Consider the following 18,086-nt stretch of genomic DNA (forward strand, 5'->3'; position numbering starts at 1 on the left):
CATGGCTGAGGCTCAGAGCATTCCGGTGGGGTCCACCACCGCCGGCGCGGTGGCAGTTGCCGCCGAGTCGACCGTCGCCACGCGCATGAGCGCGCCCCCCTCCTTCGACGTGGCGGACTTTCCGGTCCCCCACGGCCGCGAGGAGGAGTGGCGGTTCACCCCGCTGGAGCGCCTGCGCGGGCTGCACGACGGCACCGCGATCGCCACCGGCGACGGCGTGAAGGTCGCCATCGGCACCCCCGAGGGGGTCACCGTGGAGACCGTCGGCCGTGACGACGCGCGGCTCGGCAAGGCCGGCACCCCGGTGGACCGCGTGGCCGCGCAGGCCTACTCGTCCTTCGAGAAGGCCTCGGTCGTCACCGTCCCCAAGGAGACGGTCCTCACCGAGCCGATCCGCATCGTCGTGCACGGCGAGGGCGGCGTCGCGTACGGCCACCAGGTCGTCGAGCTCGGAGCCTTCGCCGAGGCCGTCGTCGTCATCGACCACACCGGTGACGCGGTCCTCGCCGCCAACGTCGACTACATCCTCGGCGACGGCGCCAAGCTCACCGTCGTCTCCGTCCAGGACTGGGACGACAAGGCCGTGCACGTCGGCCAGCACAACGCCCTGATCGGCCGGGACGCCACGTTCAAGTCGTTCGTCGTCACCTTCGGCGGCGACCTCGTACGACTGCACCCGCGCGTGGCCTACGCCGGACCCGGTGGCGAGGCCGAGCTGTTCGGTCTGTACTTCACGGATGCCGGCCAGCACCAGGAGCACCGCCTCCTGGTCGACCACAACGTCCCGCACTGCAAGTCCAACGCCATCTACAAGGGCGCGCTCCAGGGCGAGGGCGCCCACGCGGTATGGATCGGTGACGTGCTCATCGAGGCCACCGCCGAGGGCACCGACACGTACGAGATGAACCGCAACCTCGTGCTGACCGACGGCGCCCGGGTCGACTCCGTGCCGAACCTGGAGATCGAGACCGGCGAGATCGTCGGCGCCGGACACGCCTCCGCGACCGGCCGCTTCGACGACGAGCAGCTCTTCTACCTGATGGCCCGCGGCATCCCCGCCGACGACGCCCGACGCCTGGTGGTCCGCGGCTTCTTCGCCGAGCTGGTCCAGCAGATCGGTGTCGCCGACATCCAGGAGCGGCTGCTGGAGAAGATCGACGCGGAGCTGGAGGCGTCGGTCTGATGACCTTCGTACGCGCCTGTGGCCTCGGCGAGCTGGAGGAGGACACCCCGAAGCGGGTGGAACTCGACGGCACGCCGGTCTCGGTCGTGAAGACCGGAGGGGAGGTGTTCGCGATCAACGACATCTGCTCGCACGCGAACGTCTCGCTCTCCGAGGGCGAGGTGGAGGACTGCCAGATCGAGTGCTGGCTGCACGGCTCCGCGTTCGACCTGCGCACCGGCAAGCCGTCCGGCCTGCCCGCCACGCGCCCCGTACCCGTTTACCCCGTACAGATCGAAGGGGACGACGTGCTCGTCTCTCTCACCCAGGAGTCCTGAGGAACCCATGGCAACGCTTGAAATCCACGACCTGCACGTCACCGTCGAGGCCGACAACGCCACGAAGGAGATCCTCAAGGGCGTCGACCTCACCGTGAAGCAGGGCGAGACCCACGCCATCATGGGCCCGAACGGCTCCGGCAAGTCGACCCTCGCCTACTCGCTCGCGGGCCACCCCAAGTACACGATCACCGGCGGCACCGTCACCCTCGACGGCGAGGACGTCCTGGAGATGTCCGTCGACGAGCGCGCCCGCGCCGGCCTGTTCCTCGCGATGCAGTACCCGGTCGAGGTCCCCGGTGTGTCCGTCTCCAACTTCCTTCGTACGTCCGCCACCGCCATCCGCGGTGAGGCGCCGAAGCTGCGTACGTGGGTGAAGGAGGTCAAGGAGACCATGGAGCGCCTCTCCATGGACCCGGCCTTCGCCGAGCGCAACGTGAACGAGGGTTTCTCCGGCGGTGAGAAGAAGCGCCACGAGATCCTTCAGCTGGAGCTGCTCAAGCCGAAGATCGCGATCCTCGACGAGACCGACTCCGGCCTGGACGTCGACGCCCTGCGCGTCGTCTCCGAGGGCGTCAACCGCGTCCGCGAGACCGGTGAGGTCGGCACCCTGCTGATCACGCACTACACGCGCATCCTGCGCTACATCAAGCCCGACTTCGTGCACGTCTTCTCCGGCGGCAGGATCGTCGAGTCCGGCGGCGCCGAGCTCGCCGACAAGCTGGAGAACGAGGGCTACGAGGCCTACACCACGAAGGGTGGCGTATCCGCGTGACACAGCTGCCGGGTCTCCTCGACACTGAGGCGCTCCGCAAGGACTTCCCCATCCTGGACCGCACGGTTCACGACGGTAAGAAGCTCGTGTACCTGGACAACGCGGCGACCTCGCAGAAGCCGCGCCAGGTGCTCGACGCCCTGAACGAGTACTACGAGCGCTACAACGCCAACGTCCACCGCGGTGTGCATGTGCTCGCCGAGGAGGCCACGGCGCTGTACGAGGGCGCGCGCGACAAGGTCGCGACGTTCATCAACGCGCCCAGCCGCGACGAGGTGATCTTCACCAAGAACGCCTCCGAGTCGCTCAACCTCGTTGCGAACATGCTGGGTTGGGCCGACGAGCCCTACCGCGTGGACCACGAGACCGAGATCGTCATCACGGAGATGGAGCATCACTCCAACATCGTGCCGTGGCAGCTGCTCTCGCAGCGCACCGGCGCGAAGCTGAAGTGGTTCGGCCTCACGGACGACGGCCGCCTCGACCTCTCGAACATCGACGAGATCATCACGGAGAAGACGAAGATCGTCTCCTTCGTCCTGGTGTCGAACATCCTCGGCACGGTCAACCCGGTCGAGAAGATCGTGCGCCGCGCGCAGGAGGTCGGGGCCCTGGTCCTGATCGACGCCTCGCAGGCCGCGCCGCACATGCCGCTGGACGTCCAGGCTCTCCAGGCCGACTTCGTGGCCTTCACCGGCCACAAGATGTGCGGCCCGACGGGCATCGGCGTCCTCTGGGGCCGCCAGGAGCTGCTCGAAGACCTTCCGCCGTTCCTCGGCGGCGGCGAGATGATCGAGACCGTGTCGATGCACTCGTCGACGTACGCTCCCGCGCCGCACAAGTTCGAGGCGGGCACCCCGCCGATCGCGCAGGCGGTAGGGCTCGGCGCGGCGATCGACTACCTCTCGTCGATCGGCATGGACAAGATCCTCGCCCATGAGCACGCGCTCACGGAGTACGCGGTGAAGCGCCTGCTGGACGTGCCCGACCTGCGGATCATCGGCCCCACCACGGCCGAGGACCGGGGCGCGGCGATCTCGTTCACGCTGGGTGACATCCACCCGCACGATGTGGGCCAGGTGCTGGACGAGGAAGGCATCGCGGTCCGGGTCGGCCACCACTGCGCGAGGCCCGTCTGCCTGCGCTACGGAATTCCTGCGACCACGCGAGCGTCGTTCTATCTGTACTCCACGCCGGCCGAGATCGACGCACTGGTCGACGGCTTGGAGCACGTACGGAACTTCTTCGGCTGAGGGACGTGAACTGAGACCGTGCTGTGCTATCCCGGGGGACAACCCCCGGACCCCCGGCAGAAAAGACACGGGACGCGAGGTCTGGCAGGGATGCGAGGGTGGTTGGTGTGAAGCTGGATTCGATGTACCAGGAAGTCATCCTGGACCACTACAAGCACCCGCACGGCCGGGGCTTGCGGGATGGCGACGCCGAGGTGCACCACGTCAACCCGACGTGCGGCGACGAGATCACGCTGCGCGTGAAGTACGACGGCGAGCAGATCACGGACATCTCCTACGAGGGCCAGGGCTGCTCGATCAGTCAGGCATCGGCCTCCGTACTGAACGACCTCCTCGTCGGCAAGGAGTTGTCCGAGGCGCAGAAGATCCAGGAGACCTTCCTGGAGCTGATGCAGTCCAAGGGCAGGATCGAGCCCGACGACGCGATGGAGGAGGTGCTGGAGGACGCGATCGCGTTCGCCGGTGTCTCCAAGTACCCGGCACGGGTGAAGTGCGCCCTCCTCAGCTGGATGGCGTGGAAGGACGCGACGGCCCAGGCCCTGGGCGGAGCCGACTCCGACGCGGAAAGGAAGACGGCATGAGTGACACCGAGACCATGGAGATCAAGCCCGCCTCCGAGGAGGAGGTCCGCGAGGCCCTCCTCGACGTCGTCGACCCCGAACTGGGCATCGACGTCGTCAACCTCGGCCTGATCTACGGCGTGCACATCGACGACGCCAACATCGCCACGATCGACATGACCCTGACCTCGGCGGCCTGCCCGCTGACGGACGTCATCGAGGACCAGGCCAAGTCCGCCACGGACGGCCTCGTCAACGAGCTCCGCATCAACTGGGTGTGGATGCCGCCGTGGGGTCCGGACAAGATCACGGACGATGGACGGGATCAGCTTCGGGCGCTGGGGTTCAACGTCTGAGAACGTGTGAGCCTGCCTGAGCAGCTCTGAGCCCTCGGGTTCACCGGAACGGCCATACCTTTGGGGTATGGCCGTTTCTTTGCATCACGTCGTCATCGACACGCACGATCTGCCGGGGCTCGCGCGCTTCTGGTGCGGGGTGCTGGACTGGCGGGTGCTGTCCGAGAAACCGCGTGAAGTGGTCATCGGGCCAGGGGAGTTCGCGGAGACCGGCATCTGCTTCATGCCGGTGAGCGATCCGAAGACCGTCAAGAACCGACTCCACTTCGACCTCGCCCCCGACGACCAGGAGGCCGAGGTCGAGCGGATCCTCGCGCTGGGTGCGCGGCGCGTCGACATCGGGCAGAGCGGGGCCGTGGGCTGGGTGGTGCTCGCCGACCCGGAGGGCAACGAGTTCTGCGTACTGCGGCCCAAGGCCTCGCTGATCGCCTTCCGTGACGATCGTCCTTCGTGACGCGCCCGCTTAGTTGAGCCCGGCTACCAGCCGGAACGCCGAGTCGGACCGGTACTGGCTGCTGTTCTGGTAGCGGTCCAGCTTGAGTTGGAAGTTCTGGTGGCGGAGGAAGCGGCCCGGGTAGTTGACCGACTCCAGCATCACCGCGCCCGACGTGGACGAGGGGCGGGGGCAGAAGGTGGCGTCCTGTTTGAACAGGGCGGAGCCGTCGTTGCGTTCCGCGCGGAGGATGAAGTTGCGGTGGCGGAGGTAGGTGCCGTCGGCCGTCGCGAAGGAGTAACAGGAGCTCTTCGCAAGGCCCTTGACCAGTTTGAAGGTGGCGGCGCGGCGGGCCGCGGTGGAGCTGACCGGGTTGAGCTTGACGAGGCCCCCGCTCACCTGCCAGTAGCGGTCCGGGTAGTTGACCGAGCGGACCGACTTCCAGGTGGTGGAGGACGAGGAGCCCGACGACCCGGATGAGCCCGACGATCCGGATGAACTCCCGTGGGATGACGCCGACTTGGACGGGGACGGTGTCTTCGCCGAGGGCTTCGGGCTGTGTTCCGCAGCGGCGGCCGACGCGCTCGCGCTGGGCGTCTTCACCGCCGTCGACGTGTGCTCGTCGGGCGTCGGCGTGCCCTGCTTCGACGGGGAGGCGAACGAGAGCAGCCCGGGACCGTCCGCGCCGGGGAGTGTCGACGGGTCCGCCCGTTTGGTGTGTGACGTGTCGTCAGTTTGCTTGTCCGTCACGACAATTGCCGTGACGCACACGGCGATCGTGGCGACGGCGAGCGCCCCGGCCAGATAGAGCCGGCGGGTTCCGGGGGCCCGGGAGCTGTCGGGGGTCCAGCCGTTCTCCCAGGGGGAGTTGGGGGAGGGCGGGGGTGAACTGTCTGGCATTGCGCTGTTCCTCCAGCGGCGCCCATGGCGACGGCCGTGACCGTGAAAGCCAGGTGTGTGAACGGTGAAACAGTAGTGGAGCGAGAGGTGTTCGAGCAGCCGTTTCAGTGAGCGGTTTCTACGAGGTTCCGTTATGTACACTCGTACACATGGGATTCCTGATGCTCCTCACGGCGATCGCCGCGGAGGTGGGCGGCACCACCGCCATGAAGTTCAGCCACGGCTTCAGTCGGCTGTGGCCGTCGGTTCTTACGGTTCTCGGGTACGCGGTTTCCTTCGCGTTGCTCGCGCAGACGCTGAAGTCCATGTCGGTGGGTACGGCCTACGCGATCTGGTCCGGGCTCGGTACCGCGGCGATCGTGGGGATCGGGACGGTGTTCCTCGGCGAGGGGATGAACCTCGCGAAGGCCGCTGGGATCGCGCTGATCATCATCGGGGTGGTTGTCCTCAACATGGGCGGTGCGCACTGATGACCATGGAAGGCACGCGCTCGACCGAGGGAGGCGCGCGCTGATGGTCAAGGGAGGTACTCGCTGATGGCCCGGCGTTACGATCCCGAGCGGCGGCAGCGGATCATCGACGCGGCGATCCGGGTGGTCGGGGCGAAGGGCATCGCCGGCCTCAGCCACCGCTCCGTCGCCGCCGAGGCCGATGTTCCGCTCGGCTCGACGACGTACCACTTCACGACCCTCGACGAGCTGATGGTCGCCGCCCTGCGCCAGGCCAACGAGGCCTTCGCCAAGGTGATCGCCTCGCGGGGTGGTCTTGAGGACCCGCGCACCGACCTGGCCGAGGAACTGGCCGGCTGGATGGGGGAGTGGCTCGCGGGTGACCGTACGGGCGTCGAGTTGGAGTACGAGCTGTACCTGGCCGCCCTGCGCCGCCCCGCGCTGCGCCCCGTCGCCGACGAGTGGGCCCGCGACCTCGCCGACCAACTGGCCCGGCGGACGGACCCGGTGACCGCGCGGGCGCTGGTCGCGCTGATCGACGGGATCTGTCTGCAGGTGCTGCTGACGGACGCGGTGTACGACGAGGGGTATGCGCGGGAGGTATTGGGGCGGGTGATCCCGCGATGACCAGGCGAGGGCCCGCGGAGGACTGAAGAACATTCCCGCACTTCTCATGAACTCTCCGGCCCCATGAACTCCCCGGCCCCATGAACTCCCCGGCCCCATGAACTCTCCGGCCCCGTGAACTCTCCGGCCCCGTGAACTCTCCGGCCCCGTGAACTCTCCGGCCCCCACCGGGTAACAGCAGGCGACACGACGGCATCCGGCACTGCCCGCGCTCTTCGGCACTGTCGGTACTGATGAATCGGGGGAAGCCTTGTGAGTGGACCACCGCCGGGTGCGGCGCGGGACGGCAACGACGCGGAGGTCGTCGCCCGGTCGTTGGAGCAGCCGGAGTTGTTCGCCCTGCTCTACGACCGGTACGCGTCGGACATTCACCGGTACGCGGCGCGGCGGTTGGGCGACGGCGCGGCCGATGACATCACCGCCGACACCTTCCTCGCGGCGTTCCGTATCCGCTCGCGCTACGACCTGACGCGGGCCAACGCGCGCCCCTGGCTGTACGGCATAGCGGGCAACCTCATCGGCAAGCAGCGCCGTACCGAAGTGCGGGCGCTCAAGGCGCTGGCCCGCACCGGGAGTGACCCTGTCGCCGCGTCCTGGGGTGACTCCTGGGTCGAGGACACCGACAGCAGGATCGCCGCGCAGGGCCCGCTCGCCGGTGCCCTCGCCGCGCTCTCGGCGGGCGACCGGAACGTGCTGCTGCTCGTCGCCTGGGCCGACCTCACGTATCAGGAGGTCGCCGAGGCGCTGGACATCCCGGTCGGCACCGTCCGTTCCCGGCTCAACAGGGCGCGGCGCAAGGTGCGTTCGGCACTGGGCGCCGATCCCGCATTCGTGAACGACGCGGCGGAGGTGGCGTAGCGATGGACGAGATGACGCAGGTGCGTGAGCTGCGTGCCGGAGCGCCGGCGCCCGACCGGGGACGGCTCGCGGCGGGGCGTACGCGACTGACCGAGACGGCGCGGGCCGGAGGGCGGCACCAAGTGCTGTGGCGGCGGCGGGAGTTCGTGATCGTCGCAGTGGTGGCGGCGGTGACCGCGGTGGCCGTCACTGTCACCGTGCTGCTGAGCGGGACCGCCCCCGGCAGCCGGAAGGTGGAGCCCGCGAGCACGCCGAACGTGAGCCTGAAGGGGATCCGTGCGGCCCAACTCCTGGAGCGGGCGGCCGAGTTGGTCGAGAAGGAGCCGGACTCCGCCGTACCGAGGGCCGATCAGTGGATCTACACCCTGCAGATGTCGGAGTCGCCCGATCCGGGGCTCGTGAGGGTGCTGGGCAAGTCGGCGATCGAGCAACCGAGTTGGATCCGGTACGACGGCAGCGCGATGGCCTCCCGGAATCCGGTCCCCAAGGGACAGAAGTCCAAGCTCTCCATCACCAAGATGCACCTGGAGAACGGCGGTGAGGGCGACGACCGCTCGCCGCGCGAGCTGTACCGGGTGCTGGACGCGCTGCCCGCCGGTGGCCGGCAGACCCTCACGTTCCTCCGTGAGAAGAACGCCATCGCCGATGGCCAGGGGGCGACCCAGGCCGAGTCGGACTACACGGAGATCAGTGTCCTGCTGACCGCCGACGTGATGCCGTCCAAGGGGCTGGCCTCGCTCTACCGCGCCCTCGCGACCCTGCCCGGCGGGACGGTCGCCGACCACCTGGTGAAGGACGCCTCGGGGCGCCGGGTGATCGCTCTGAGCTACGCCAGGGAGGACAACCCCAAGTCCGGGGAGTCCATGGCGGACCAGTGGCTGCTCGACCCGCAGACCTATCGGATCGTCGGCATGCGGATGGTGCAGGACGGCAAGGTCGTCGGCGGCAACGCGATCGCCGCGCGGGCGGTGGTGGACAAGGCCGGCGAACGCGGCTGACCCGGCACCCCGAGCACGGGCGGCCCGCACCACGAGGGGAGTGCGGGCCGCCCGTGACACCGCCGAGAGGCGTACGGGCGTGTCGTTCCCTGAGACGCCCCGCGGACGAGTTGGTCCCCGCCGCCCCCGCCAGGTTAGGTTTCCCTCATGACCGACACGACCGCAGCTCGCACCACCGGCGCCGTTGCCGCCGGGCTCGCCACTCTCGCCGCCGACGGGACCGTACTCGACACCTGGTTCCCCGCGCCCGAACTGTCCGCCGAACCCGGGCCCGCCGGTACGGAGCGGCTGTCCGCCGAGCGTGCCGTGGAGCTGCTCGGCGCGGGTGCGGCCAAGGCGATCGGCCCGGACGTCCGCCGGGGCGTCGAGGTCATCGCGGTCCGCACGGTCATCGCCTCCCTCGACGACAAGCCGCTCGACGCGCACGACGTGTACCTGCGCCTGCACCTCCTCTCGCACCGGCTGGTCAAGCCGCACGGCCAGAGCCTGGACGGCATGTTCGGCTTCCTCGCCAACGTCGCCTGGACCTCGCTCGGCCCGGTCGCCGTGGACGACGTCGAGAAGGTGCGGCTGAACGCGCGCGCCGAGGGCCTGCACCTCCAGGTGACGTCCATCGACAAGTTCCCGCGCATGACGGACTACGTGGCCCCCAAGGGCGTCCGCATCGCCGACGCCGACCGGGTCCGCCTCGGCGCGCACCTCGCCGAGGGCACGACGGTCATGCACGAGGGCTTCGTCAACTTCAACGCCGGCACGCTCGGCACGTCGATGGTCGAGGGCCGGATCTCCGCCGGCGTCGTGGTCGGCGACGGCTCGGACATCGGCGGCGGCGCGTCCACGATGGGCACGCTGTCCGGCGGCGGCAACGTCCGCATCACCATCGGCGAGCGCTGCCTGGTCGGCGCCGAGGCGGGCGTAGGCATCGCGCTGGGCGACGAGTGCGTCGTCGAGGCCGGCCTCTACGTCACCGCCGGCACCCGCGTCACGATGCCCGACGGCCAGATCGTCAAGGCCCGCGAACTCTCCGGCGCCTCCAACATCCTCTTCCGCCGCAACTCGGTCACCGGCACGGTCGAGGCCCGCCCGAACAACGCGGTCTGGGGCGGCCTGAACGAGATCCTGCACAGCCACAACTGACCGGCGTCGTATGTGTGATGGAGCGCCCTTCCGTTCGCCGGAGGGGCGCTCACCTGTGTCGGGCCGAGGCGGACGGAATTTTCGCGCGCCGAACTTTCTCGCGCCCACAGGCATAGCGGAAGCTGTCCCCACGCGTCCCAAGGATCACAGGGGCGGGGCATCGTGTGCCGTCGGGGAAGTGAGTGAAGGTGACGATGGATGCCGAAGGGCTGGAAGGTTTCCGGGACTTCGTGGACAACAGGTCGTCGGCGCTGCTGAGGACCGCCGTGCTGCTCAGCGGGGGAGACCGGTACGCCGGTGAGGATCTGCTGCAGAACGCGCTGGCCAAGGCGGCCGGGCGGTGGGAGCGGATCGACGAACCCGAGGCGTATGTACGGCAGATCCTCTACCGGCAGCAGGTCAGCCGGTGGCGGCTGAAGTGGCGAAGACGCGAACTGACCGTCGCCGAACCGCCGGAGACCCGCGCGGACACGGACGCCTCGTCCGCCGCCGAGCTGCGCGTCGTGATGCGCGAGGCGCTGTCCCGGCTCACCGCCCACCAGCGCACCGTCCTCGTGCTGCGCTACTTCGAGGACCTGCCGGAGGCCGACGTGGCCCGGCTGCTGGGCTGTTCCGTCGGCACCGTACGGTCCACCACCCACCGCTCCCTCGCCCGACTGCGCGTCCTCGCACCGGAGTTGGCCGCCCTGGGCCCGGCCGACGCCGAATTCCGGTCGTCCCGTGACCACTCGCCCGTGGAGGTGCGCCCGTGAACGTCGACGATCTCCTGCGCGACACGTTGCGCGAGCAGGCCGCCGAACAGCCCCCGGCGGGACCGGGGTTCGCCGACTGGGTGCTGGCCGTCCGCCGGCGCCGCCGTACCCGAAGGCTCGTGACCGTCGTCGCCGCCGCGGTCGCCGTGGCCGCCGTCGCGGTGGGCGTGCCGCTGCTCGACTCGGGGAAGAGTGACGTCCGTCCGTCGGGTGTGGTGGGCCGGGACAGGACGAGCGCCCACCCGGACCAGTCGCCGCCGCGCGAGCTGATCGCCGCCGGGAGCACGGCACTTGCCGCCTACTACATCCCGACCACGGTCAAGAAGTCGGCCACGGAAAAGGTCACCGAGCGCACCTACTGGCTGTTCGACCGCAAGAGCGGCACCTATGTGAAGGCCCCCAAGTGGTCGTTCGTCGCCGTCGCCCCGGGCATGAAGACCGCCGCCGTCCTGGAGCGCACCCTGCCCGCCTCCCGGATCGGCCTGCTCGACCTGGCCACCGGCGAGGTGAAGCGGTGGATGCCGGTCGGTCACAAGGCCGGTGGGCTGTCGTTCTCGGCCGACGGCCGGAAACTGGTCGCCACGACCTACACCTACAACCCCGACGCGAACTTCCAACCGGCGGACCCCAATGTCGGGGAGCCCGAAAAGCCGTCGAGCCGCACCGGTTTCTACGTCTTCGACGTAGCCTCCGGCAAGAGCACCTGGGGCGGGGTCGCGGTCGGCGGCCAGCGGGCGGACGGCCTGAACACCCTCATCAACAACCGCCAGGACTTCGCCTTCACCTCCGACGACAGATACGTCTGGGCCGGCGTCCCCTCCGAGGAAGTCAACAAGCTGTTCTACGATTTCACCGGCGCCGAGGTCCCCGCGCCGCAGAACGGCGACAAGTACCTGGTCTCGTACATCGACGCGGGACTGTCCCCCGACGGCAAGCACGTCGCCGGTGACTTCGCGGGGGAGGCGTGGACCACCTCGTCGTACGTCATCGACTCCGCCACCGGCGAGAAGACCGAGATCCACGGGCAGGAGCTGCTCGCCTGGGCCGACGACAAGTCGCTCGTCGCCTGGGACATCGGGAAGGGGGATTCCGGGGCGGGCAAGAGCGAGTTCCACGCGCGGCTCGTGCTGGTCACCATCGGCAGCGACAAAGAAGTACCGCTGAGCGGCTTCCTGGGAGGCAGCACGGACGTCAGCGCCGGACGGTGGAAGCCCGTCTTCGCCCAACGCTGACCGAACAGCGCCGACTTGGCGCCCGGTCCGGTCATACGGCGATGAACTCCTCGTACGCCGCCCGCAGCCCGTCGACCGTATCCCGGCCGGCGGGCCGCAGCGGGGCCCGGACCGAACCCCCGGGCAGGCCCAGCGAGTTGAGCAGCGCCTTGACCGTCACGGTGCCGGGCAGTCCCGCCGCCATCAGCAACTCGATGAGCGGCGTGGCACGTTGTTGGAGGCGGGCGGACACGGGGGTGTCGCCCGCCTCGAACGCGTCCAGGATCGCCCGGAGTTGAGCCGGGACCACGTTCGCGACGGTACTCACATAACCCGCCCCGCCCACCGCGTACAGCGCGAGGATGTGCTCGTCGCAGCCCGCGTAATACGCCAACTCCGTTCTGCCCAAGACCTTTTGGACGCCCAGGAAGTCGTAGGAACAGTCCTTGACCGCGACGATCCTGGGGTGCTCGGCGAGCCGGATCATCGTCTCCGGTTCGATACGGGTGCCGGTGCGGCCCGGGATGTCGTAGAGCACGAGGGGCAGTCCCGAGGCGTCGGCTACCTCGCGGAAATGTGCCTCCAGGGCGTCCTGCGGGGGTCGGCTGTAGTACGGCGAGACCACCAACACCCCGTCCGCGCCCGCCTTTTCGGCCTGCCGGGCGAGTTCCACGGTGTGCCGGGTGTCGAAGGTGCCCACGCCGGAGACGAGCGGTACCCGATCGCCGACGGCCTCGCGGACGGCCGTGATCAGCGCCGACTTCTCCGCGTCCGTCGTGGTCGGCGACTCACCGGTAGTCCCGGACAACACGAGCCCGTCACAGCCCTCCGACACCAGCCGCGCGGCGAGGAGTTGAGCACCGGGGAGGTCGAGTTCCCCTGCCTCCGTGAAGGGGGTGATCATCGCGCACAGGGCGCGGCCGAAAGGGGGTGGGGCGGAGGGGGCCGTGTGTGTCATAGGAGTAGTCTCGGCAGAACGACAGTGAAGCACTACTTAATTCTTCTGCCAGGTACCGATAAGGAATGCTGCGCAATGGGTGACGCGGGCACAGGCCACATGGACGCGGGTCACATGGATACAGGCCACATGGACGCGGGCCACATGGGCATGGGTGACATCGAGCGGATCGACCTCGGCGAGGTCCCGTACGAGGAGGCCGTCGAGCGGATGACCCGCTGGGTCGGGCAGCGCCGCGCCGGCGAGATCCCGGACCGCCTCGCCCTGCTCACCCACCCGCCCGTCATCACCTACAGCGCCCGCACCCTGCCCGCCGAACTCCCCACCGACTCCCCGATCCCCCTGATCCCCGTCGACCGCGGCGGCCAGGCCACCTACCACGGCCCCGGCCAGCTGATCGGCTACCTGGTCCTCAACCTCCGCGAGCGCGGCCCCGGCGACATCGTGCGCCAGGTCGAGAACGCCCTGATCGACGCCTGCGCCACCCTCGGTTTCGAGACGCTACGACGGGACACCCCGCCCGGCGCCCAGTCCCTGGTCGGCGTCTGGACCCCGGCCGGGGAGAAGCTCGCCTCGATCGGCATGCTCCCCCACTCTCGGCTTCGCTCGAGCGGGAGGGGCCCCCATCGGGGCGGCGTGACGAGCCACGGCTTCGCCCTCAACATCACGTCGGACCTTGCGGAGTTCACCCGTTTCACGGCTTGCGGCCTGCCCGGTGTGACGATGACCTCCCTCGCCGAACTCGCTGCGTTCCAGGGCCGGTTGGCCCCCTCGGAGGCGGAGGTCAGGGACGCGGTGGCGAAGGCGGTGGGGGCGGCGTGACGGGGCGCGGCGACAGGGAGGATCCCGCCCGCCACTACGACGACGGAGTCCCGCTGGCCCGTTTCACCGACCGTGTGCTCGTGGTCTGCTCCCGCTGCGGGGGCCGCGCCCTCGTGGTCCCGCGCCCCGGTGTGCCCGTGCCCCGGTACGCCATGGAACTGCTGTACCAGCCACGCCGGTTGGCGTGCGCCGAGTGCGGGGCCGTCGCCGACCGGGAGGCCGACATGCGGGACAACGCCCTGGTCGGCGCCGAGCCGGGCGGCACCGAGGACCCCTTCTTCCGGCGACCGCTCTGGCTCCAGACCCGCTGCGTCGGCCACATCCTGTGGGCCTACAACGAGGAACACACCGACGCCCTCTCGGCGTACGTGGGCGCGCGGTTGCGCGAGCGCGGCAGGCTGTCGCCGACCCTGGCGATGTTCGCGCGGCTCCCGGCCTGGATGAAGACCGCCGAGCACCGAGGCGAGATCCTGACCGGCCTGAAGACGCTCCTGGACCTGGCCGAACGCAGCGCCCCCGCCGACCGGTCCGACGCCTCCCACGAACGCGGCGACCGCCCGCGCCGTCAACGCAGCGTGTACTTCCGGGGCGGCCCGTACTGACCGGCCCTGCGACCTGATCCACTGGACAGGCCCTAGCCCAGGGAGCAACTCGTCTTCTGGGCGGGGGAGGATCCGCAGCCGTCGTCCGGAATGGCGAGGACGAGGCGGGAGATCCCGAACGCCAGCGCCCCCAGGATCACCGCGGACGCCACGACGTGTGCCGCGCGCGTCCAGCGTGCGTTCCAGTAGGTCCGGGCGATGCCGAGGAGCAGCGCCGCGAGCAGCCAGACGAACAGACCGACCACCGAGATGATGATGACCCCGAACGTGTGCACAGGGGCACGATGCCCGTGGGCGACCACGATCACGCTTACCGACGCCCCCGTCCCGGGGTCAAGGCCCTATGTCCAATTGGCCCCTTCATGGGTCACCATGGCCAGGAAGGTCACAGACGTGGGAAGTTGATCGACCCCTGGTCACGGGAGGCGTCATGAAGCTCGGCAAGGCACTGGCCACCGGAGTCGCCGAAGAGCGGCCGCAGATCCACGACGAAGAACTCGAACTCCCCGAGGAGATCAAGGAATTGAAGGCGCCCGAAGAGGTTCCGGCCGCCCGATGAGGCTGCGGCTCCCCGAGGAACGTCCGACGGAGCCGCCGACCGGATTCAAGATCGCCCACCCGGTGCTGTCCCAGGACGGCACCCGGGCCGGGTTCACCGGTGTGTCGCTGGGCGGCGCGCTGCCGTACGGAGTCGTGGCCGACGCGTCCTGCGTCTACGGCCGCCGCCACCGTTCGCCCGCGCGGCGCTGCGACTGCGGCTTCCACTGTGTGCACGAACGGGCAACCGCGGAAGCCCTGTTGTGCGTCGCCGAGCACCGCGCGGCGGTCCTCCTCGACATCACCGTCCTCGGCACCTACATCCGTTTCGAACTCGGCTTCCGCTACGCCCGCCAGCGCGTCCGCGCCGCCACCGTCGGCCCCTGCGCCTGCGGCGCGCGAGCCGTCGCGCTCGCCGACGCCGGTTGGGGCAGGCCCGGTTGGCGCGCCCTGGCCGCCGCGTGCGCGGGCTGTGTCCGCGGCCGTACGTCCGTCTCGCTCGCCACGTTCGCCCGGCTGGCCGGGGACGGGCTGCGGGTGGTGGCCGGGAGCGGCGACCCAGGAGAATCGGGAGATTCAGGAGACCCGGCGGCGACCGTCGACCCCGGGCTTCCCGAAGGGCTCGGTGTGCCCGAACTCGTCGCGGAGGCCGCCCTGTTGCAGGCCCGGCTCGACTGGTTCCAGAGCCGGTTGGCGCGGTTGGAAGGGGGCGGGGCGGAGCAGTAGGGAGCGGGCCTTGACCTCAACTTTGGTCGAGGTTGAAGGCTGGTCGGTGCACACACCCGTACCGAGCACCGGAGGCCCGCATGACCACCCGCCGAACCGACTCCCACCCCGACCTCGCCGACCCTCGCGTCGGCGCCCCCTTCTTCAGCACCTGGCGCGTGGGAACACCGCTGCGCCAACGGCAGTCCGTCGAGGCGATCGCCGGTGCCTGGGAGCGCCGCCCCTGGCCCGCCGACAACCTCCTCGGCTACCACGTGTACTCCGGCCACGACGCCTCCACCCTGCTGCACTACTCGCAGTGGACGAGCGAGCCGGCGTACGAGGCCTTCGTCAAGACCCGCCGCCAGGAGCGCGTCGACGAGATCGACACCGCCGTACCGGGCATCGAGCGGCTCGGCCTCGGCCGCTACCGGCACTACCGCAGCGGCGGCCCGGCGGACCGGGGTGGCCGTGTCCCCGGCTGCATCGTGATCGTGGACATCGAGTTCGAGGGCCCCGACCCCGACCGCCAACGCGCCTGGGTGGACGCCGTGTTCGAGGCCCTGGAGAACGAACCCGCGCCGCACCCCGGCGGCATCTCCGCCCACTTCCACCTCTCCACCGACGGCACCCGCGTCCTCAACTACGCCGAGTGGGACAGCGCCCAGTCCCACATCGAGGCCCTCGCGGCCCCCGGCGACGGCATCGGCTCCGCCACCGCGCTGTGGCAACGCGTCCAGACCTGGCCGGGGTTGAAGAGCACGACGGTCAGCCGCTACGACCACGCCCTCGGGCTCGTCCCCGACTGATCACGGGGCTTCGGCGCGGTACCGGTGGTGCTCGGCCTCGGCGCTCGCGTCCAGGTACGTCGCCTGCTGCCACCGGGCGATGTCGTAACCGTCGTTCTCGCGCCAGACGTGAACGATGCCGCAGAGCTGGTTCCAGTACTCCCTGATCATGCCGAGTCGCCGCTTCTCCTTGGCGATCCGCTCGCTCTCGGTCGGCGCCGGGGCGGGAGCGAGCGGTCGGGCCGAGGGGTCGGCGCTCATCAGTGGGTCCCCCTGGTCGATGTGGCGTCGTGGCGTCGCCCCCCCGCGGAGCGGGACCCGCCAAGAATGGCCCCCCGGCAACTCCCCCCGACAGCTCGCCCCGGCACCCCCCCCACCGACAATCTCACCCCCCTGGACAAAAAAAGTGTTCGGTGAGACGGTGGACGCATGCTGGACGTCACCGTGATCGAGGACCCCGAGGCCGCAGCCGTCTCGCTGGACCCCATAAGGGCCCGGCTGCTCGCCGAGCTGGCGGGTGGACCCGCGTCGGCCACCATGCTGGCCGGCAAGGTCGGACTGCCCCGGCAGAAGGTGAACTACCACCTCAAGGCGCTGGAGCGGCACGGCCTGGTCGAGCTGGACGGCGAGCGGCGCAAGGGCAATGTCACCGAGCGGATGATGCGGGCGACCGCCGCGTCGTACGTCATCTCGCCGCTCGCGCTCGCCGCCGTACAGCCGGACCCGGACCGGTTCCGCGACCAGCTCTCCGCACGCTGGCTGCTGGCGCTCGGCGCCCGGCTGGTGCGGGACGTCGGTTCGCTGATCACCGGCGCGACCAAGGCCCACCAGCGGCTGGCCACCTACGCGCTGGACGGCGAGGTGCGCTTCGCCTCCGCCGCCGACCGGGCCGCGTTCATCCAGGAGCTGACCGCCGGGGTGAGCGCCCTCATCCGCAAGTACGACGCGGGTGACGCGGAGGAGGGGCGCGACCATCGGATCGTCGTGGCCGTCCACCCCACGCTCAAGACGCCACCCACCCCAGAACTGGACCAGTAGACCGGCAGAACCAATAGAGCCAGTAGAACCCCGTAGCACTCAGGAGCCAGTCATGTCCAAGGAATTCGAGATCGTCTACGAGTTTGAGGTCGACGCCACGCCGGGGGAGGTGTGGGACGCCATCACGTCCGGTACGGGCGGGTGGCTGTGGCCGATGGAGTTCGACGGGGAGAAGCGCACCGGGCCCTTCGGGTCCACGCTCACGAACTTCGATCCGCCGCACCGGCTCACCGCCCTCAGTGAGGACGTCGGCTTCCCCACCCAGAGTCTCAACCAGATCGACGAGACCATCGAACCCCGTGACGACGGTCGGCGGGCCTGGGTGCGGTACGTGCACAGCGGGATCTTCACCGACGACTGGGACAACCAGTACGACGGCGCGCGCAAGCACAACGCGTTCTATCTGCACACCCTGCGGGAGTACGTCACCCACTTCGCGGGCCGCCCGGTCGCGTTCGCGACCTTCGACGGCCCCGATGCCTCAACCGCCGCCGACGCCTTCGGAGTTGTCGGCCGGGCGCTCGGCCTCGCGGACGACACCGCCGAGGGAGCACGGGTCCGGGCCCGCGGGCCCGAAGGCCAACTCCTGGACGCCGTACTCGACTTCCGCGACCCGTACTTCATCGGACTGCGCACCGACAGCGCGTTGATCCGCTTCTTCGGGCGCAACCACTGGGGCGCCCCGGTCGGCATCAGCGTCCACGACTTCGCCCCGGACGCCGACGCCAAGACGAACGAACTCGCCTGGCGGAACTGGCTGGACGGGGCCTTCGCCTGACCTGGTGCAAGTCGGCGAGACCCCGTCCAACCACCCCCCGTGCCCCCGT

Annotated in this window: 25 protein-coding genes; 21 read left to right on the plus strand and 4 right to left on the minus strand. The window is 69.7% G+C overall.

Translation table 11 applies throughout. The features are described from left to right. The first annotated feature begins 1 nt into the window (after position 1). The 7 genes from sufD (at position 2) to SPR02S_RS29045 (ending at position 4,898) form a co-directional block, all read left to right on the plus strand. Positions 2-1,183 (plus strand): Fe-S cluster assembly protein SufD, encoded by a 1,182-nt coding sequence (sufD, locus tag SPR02S_RS29015; RefSeq protein WP_019060530.1) that lies wholly within the window; start codon positions 2-4, stop codon positions 1,181-1,183. After that, the gene (locus tag SPR02S_RS29020; RefSeq protein WP_019060531.1) at positions 1,183-1,500 is read left to right on the plus strand and encodes a non-heme iron oxygenase ferredoxin subunit; all 318 of its coding nucleotides are present in this window, start codon (positions 1,183-1,185) and stop codon (positions 1,498-1,500) included. Before sufD ends, SPR02S_RS29020 begins: the two co-directional genes overlap by 1 nt. Positions 1,501-1,507: 7 nt before the next feature. After that, positions 1,508-2,275: a Fe-S cluster assembly ATPase SufC gene (gene sufC / locus SPR02S_RS29025; RefSeq protein WP_019060532.1), complete on the plus strand. Its 768-nt coding sequence runs from the start codon at positions 1,508-1,510 to the stop codon at positions 2,273-2,275. After that, positions 2,272-3,528, plus strand: coding sequence for a cysteine desulfurase (locus SPR02S_RS29030; RefSeq protein ID WP_019060533.1), 1,257 nt, complete (start codon positions 2,272-2,274; stop codon positions 3,526-3,528). The genes sufC and SPR02S_RS29030 overlap by 4 nt, the downstream gene beginning before the upstream one ends. A 107-nt stretch (positions 3,529-3,635) precedes the next feature. Next, a complete protein-coding gene (gene sufU, locus SPR02S_RS29035) occupies positions 3,636-4,109 on the plus strand; it encodes a Fe-S cluster assembly sulfur transfer protein SufU (protein ID WP_019060534.1) in 474 nt (157 codons plus the stop codon). Further along, positions 4,106-4,444, plus strand: a complete 339-nt coding sequence (locus tag SPR02S_RS29040) for a metal-sulfur cluster assembly factor (protein ID WP_019060535.1) — start codon at positions 4,106-4,108, stop codon at positions 4,442-4,444. The genes sufU and SPR02S_RS29040 overlap by 4 nt, the downstream gene beginning before the upstream one ends. Before the next feature lie 67 nt (positions 4,445-4,511). Continuing rightward, entirely contained in the window at positions 4,512-4,898 is a 387-nt protein-coding gene (locus tag SPR02S_RS29045; protein ID WP_019060536.1) for a VOC family protein, read from the plus strand. A 9-nt stretch (positions 4,899-4,907) separates the two neighbouring features. Here the strand turns inward: SPR02S_RS29045 and SPR02S_RS29050 are convergent, their stop codons facing one another. Beyond that, the gene (locus tag SPR02S_RS29050) at positions 4,908-5,777 is read right to left on the minus strand and encodes an AbfB domain-containing protein (protein WP_026150947.1); all 870 of its coding nucleotides are present in this window, start codon (positions 5,775-5,777) and stop codon (positions 4,908-4,910) included. Between the two features lie 149 nt (positions 5,778-5,926). Between SPR02S_RS29050 and SPR02S_RS29055 the strand changes: the two genes are divergently transcribed. The 7 genes from SPR02S_RS29055 (at position 5,927) to SPR02S_RS29085 (ending at position 11,830) form a co-directional block, all read left to right on the plus strand. Further along, positions 5,927-6,247: a DMT family transporter gene (locus SPR02S_RS29055; protein ID WP_019060539.1), complete on the plus strand. Its 321-nt coding sequence runs from the start codon at positions 5,927-5,929 to the stop codon at positions 6,245-6,247. 66 nt (positions 6,248-6,313) lie between these two features. Then, the gene (locus SPR02S_RS29060) at positions 6,314-6,853 is read left to right on the plus strand and encodes a TetR/AcrR family transcriptional regulator (protein ID WP_019060540.1); all 540 of its coding nucleotides are present in this window, start codon (positions 6,314-6,316) and stop codon (positions 6,851-6,853) included. Positions 6,854-7,105: 252 nt separating this feature from the next. Further along, positions 7,106-7,711: an RNA polymerase sigma factor gene (locus SPR02S_RS29065; protein WP_019060541.1), complete on the plus strand. Its 606-nt coding sequence runs from the start codon at positions 7,106-7,108 to the stop codon at positions 7,709-7,711. 2 nt (positions 7,712-7,713) lie between these two features. Next, entirely contained in the window at positions 7,714-8,709 is a 996-nt protein-coding gene (locus tag SPR02S_RS29070; protein ID WP_019060542.1) for a CU044_5270 family protein, read from the plus strand. A gap of 147 nt (positions 8,710-8,856) precedes the next feature. Next, positions 8,857-9,846: a 2,3,4,5-tetrahydropyridine-2,6-dicarboxylate N-succinyltransferase gene (gene dapD / locus SPR02S_RS29075; protein WP_019060543.1), complete on the plus strand. Its 990-nt coding sequence runs from the start codon at positions 8,857-8,859 to the stop codon at positions 9,844-9,846. Positions 9,847-10,040: 194 nt separating this feature from the next. Further along, positions 10,041-10,598, plus strand: coding sequence for a SigE family RNA polymerase sigma factor (locus SPR02S_RS29080; protein WP_026150948.1), 558 nt, complete (start codon positions 10,041-10,043; stop codon positions 10,596-10,598). Beyond that, on the plus strand, positions 10,595-11,830 hold the full coding sequence (locus SPR02S_RS29085; RefSeq protein WP_019060545.1) for a hypothetical protein: 1,236 nt from the start codon (positions 10,595-10,597) through the stop codon (positions 11,828-11,830). The genes SPR02S_RS29080 and SPR02S_RS29085 overlap by 4 nt, the downstream gene beginning before the upstream one ends. A 31-nt stretch (positions 11,831-11,861) precedes the next feature. Here the strand turns inward: SPR02S_RS29085 and dapA are convergent, their stop codons facing one another. Next, positions 11,862-12,767: a 4-hydroxy-tetrahydrodipicolinate synthase gene (gene dapA / locus SPR02S_RS29090; protein WP_052347068.1), complete on the minus strand. Its 906-nt coding sequence runs from the start codon at positions 12,765-12,767 to the stop codon at positions 11,862-11,864. A gap of 114 nt (positions 12,768-12,881) precedes the next feature. On the opposite strand from dapA, the gene lipB reads away from it, so the two are divergent. Both lipB and SPR02S_RS29100 read left to right on the plus strand, forming a co-directional pair. Further along, positions 12,882-13,589, plus strand: coding sequence for a lipoyl(octanoyl) transferase LipB (lipB, locus tag SPR02S_RS29095; protein ID WP_245607634.1), 708 nt, complete (start codon positions 12,882-12,884; stop codon positions 13,587-13,589). Then, positions 13,586-14,191: a hypothetical protein gene (locus SPR02S_RS29100; protein WP_019060548.1), complete on the plus strand. Its 606-nt coding sequence runs from the start codon at positions 13,586-13,588 to the stop codon at positions 14,189-14,191. The genes lipB and SPR02S_RS29100 overlap by 4 nt, the downstream gene beginning before the upstream one ends. Before the next feature lie 32 nt (positions 14,192-14,223). Here the strand turns inward: SPR02S_RS29100 and SPR02S_RS29105 are convergent, their stop codons facing one another. Then, the gene (locus SPR02S_RS29105) at positions 14,224-14,466 is read right to left on the minus strand and encodes a hypothetical protein (protein WP_020684224.1); all 243 of its coding nucleotides are present in this window, start codon (positions 14,464-14,466) and stop codon (positions 14,224-14,226) included. 155 nt (positions 14,467-14,621) lie between these two features. Here SPR02S_RS29105 and SPR02S_RS65760 point away from each other — a divergent pair, with 155 nt between their 5' ends. The 3 genes from SPR02S_RS65760 to SPR02S_RS29120 all read left to right on the plus strand — a co-directional run bounded on the left by SPR02S_RS65760 (position 14,622) and on the right by SPR02S_RS29120 (position 16,242). After that, positions 14,622-14,750: a hypothetical protein gene (locus SPR02S_RS65760; RefSeq protein ID WP_019060550.1), complete on the plus strand. Its 129-nt coding sequence runs from the start codon at positions 14,622-14,624 to the stop codon at positions 14,748-14,750. Continuing rightward, positions 14,747-15,454: a hypothetical protein gene (locus SPR02S_RS29115; RefSeq protein ID WP_019060551.1), complete on the plus strand. Its 708-nt coding sequence runs from the start codon at positions 14,747-14,749 to the stop codon at positions 15,452-15,454. The genes SPR02S_RS65760 and SPR02S_RS29115 overlap by 4 nt, the downstream gene beginning before the upstream one ends. Before the next feature lie 80 nt (positions 15,455-15,534). Next, on the plus strand, positions 15,535-16,242 hold the full coding sequence (locus SPR02S_RS29120; protein ID WP_019060552.1) for an antibiotic biosynthesis monooxygenase: 708 nt from the start codon (positions 15,535-15,537) through the stop codon (positions 16,240-16,242). Here the strand turns inward: SPR02S_RS29120 and SPR02S_RS29125 are convergent, their stop codons facing one another. After that, positions 16,243-16,482: a hypothetical protein gene (locus tag SPR02S_RS29125; protein WP_019060553.1), complete on the minus strand. Its 240-nt coding sequence runs from the start codon at positions 16,480-16,482 to the stop codon at positions 16,243-16,245. A gap of 168 nt (positions 16,483-16,650) precedes the next feature. Between SPR02S_RS29125 and SPR02S_RS29130 the strand changes: the two genes are divergently transcribed. Together SPR02S_RS29130 and SPR02S_RS29135 are read left to right on the plus strand one after the other, a co-directional pair. Then, complete coding sequence (locus tag SPR02S_RS29130; protein WP_019060554.1) at positions 16,651-17,259, plus strand: ArsR/SmtB family transcription factor; 609 nt, start codon at positions 16,651-16,653, stop codon at positions 17,257-17,259. A 52-nt stretch (positions 17,260-17,311) separates the two neighbouring features. Beyond that, complete coding sequence (locus tag SPR02S_RS29135; RefSeq protein WP_019060555.1) at positions 17,312-18,037, plus strand: SRPBCC family protein; 726 nt, start codon at positions 17,312-17,314, stop codon at positions 18,035-18,037. The last annotated feature ends 49 nt before the right edge of the window (positions 18,038-18,086 follow it).

The sequence above is a fragment of the Streptomyces prunicolor NBRC 13075 genome (assembly GCF_000367365.1).
In the GTDB taxonomy this organism is placed as follows: Bacteria; Actinomycetota; Actinomycetes; order Streptomycetales; family Streptomycetaceae; genus Streptomyces; species Streptomyces prunicolor.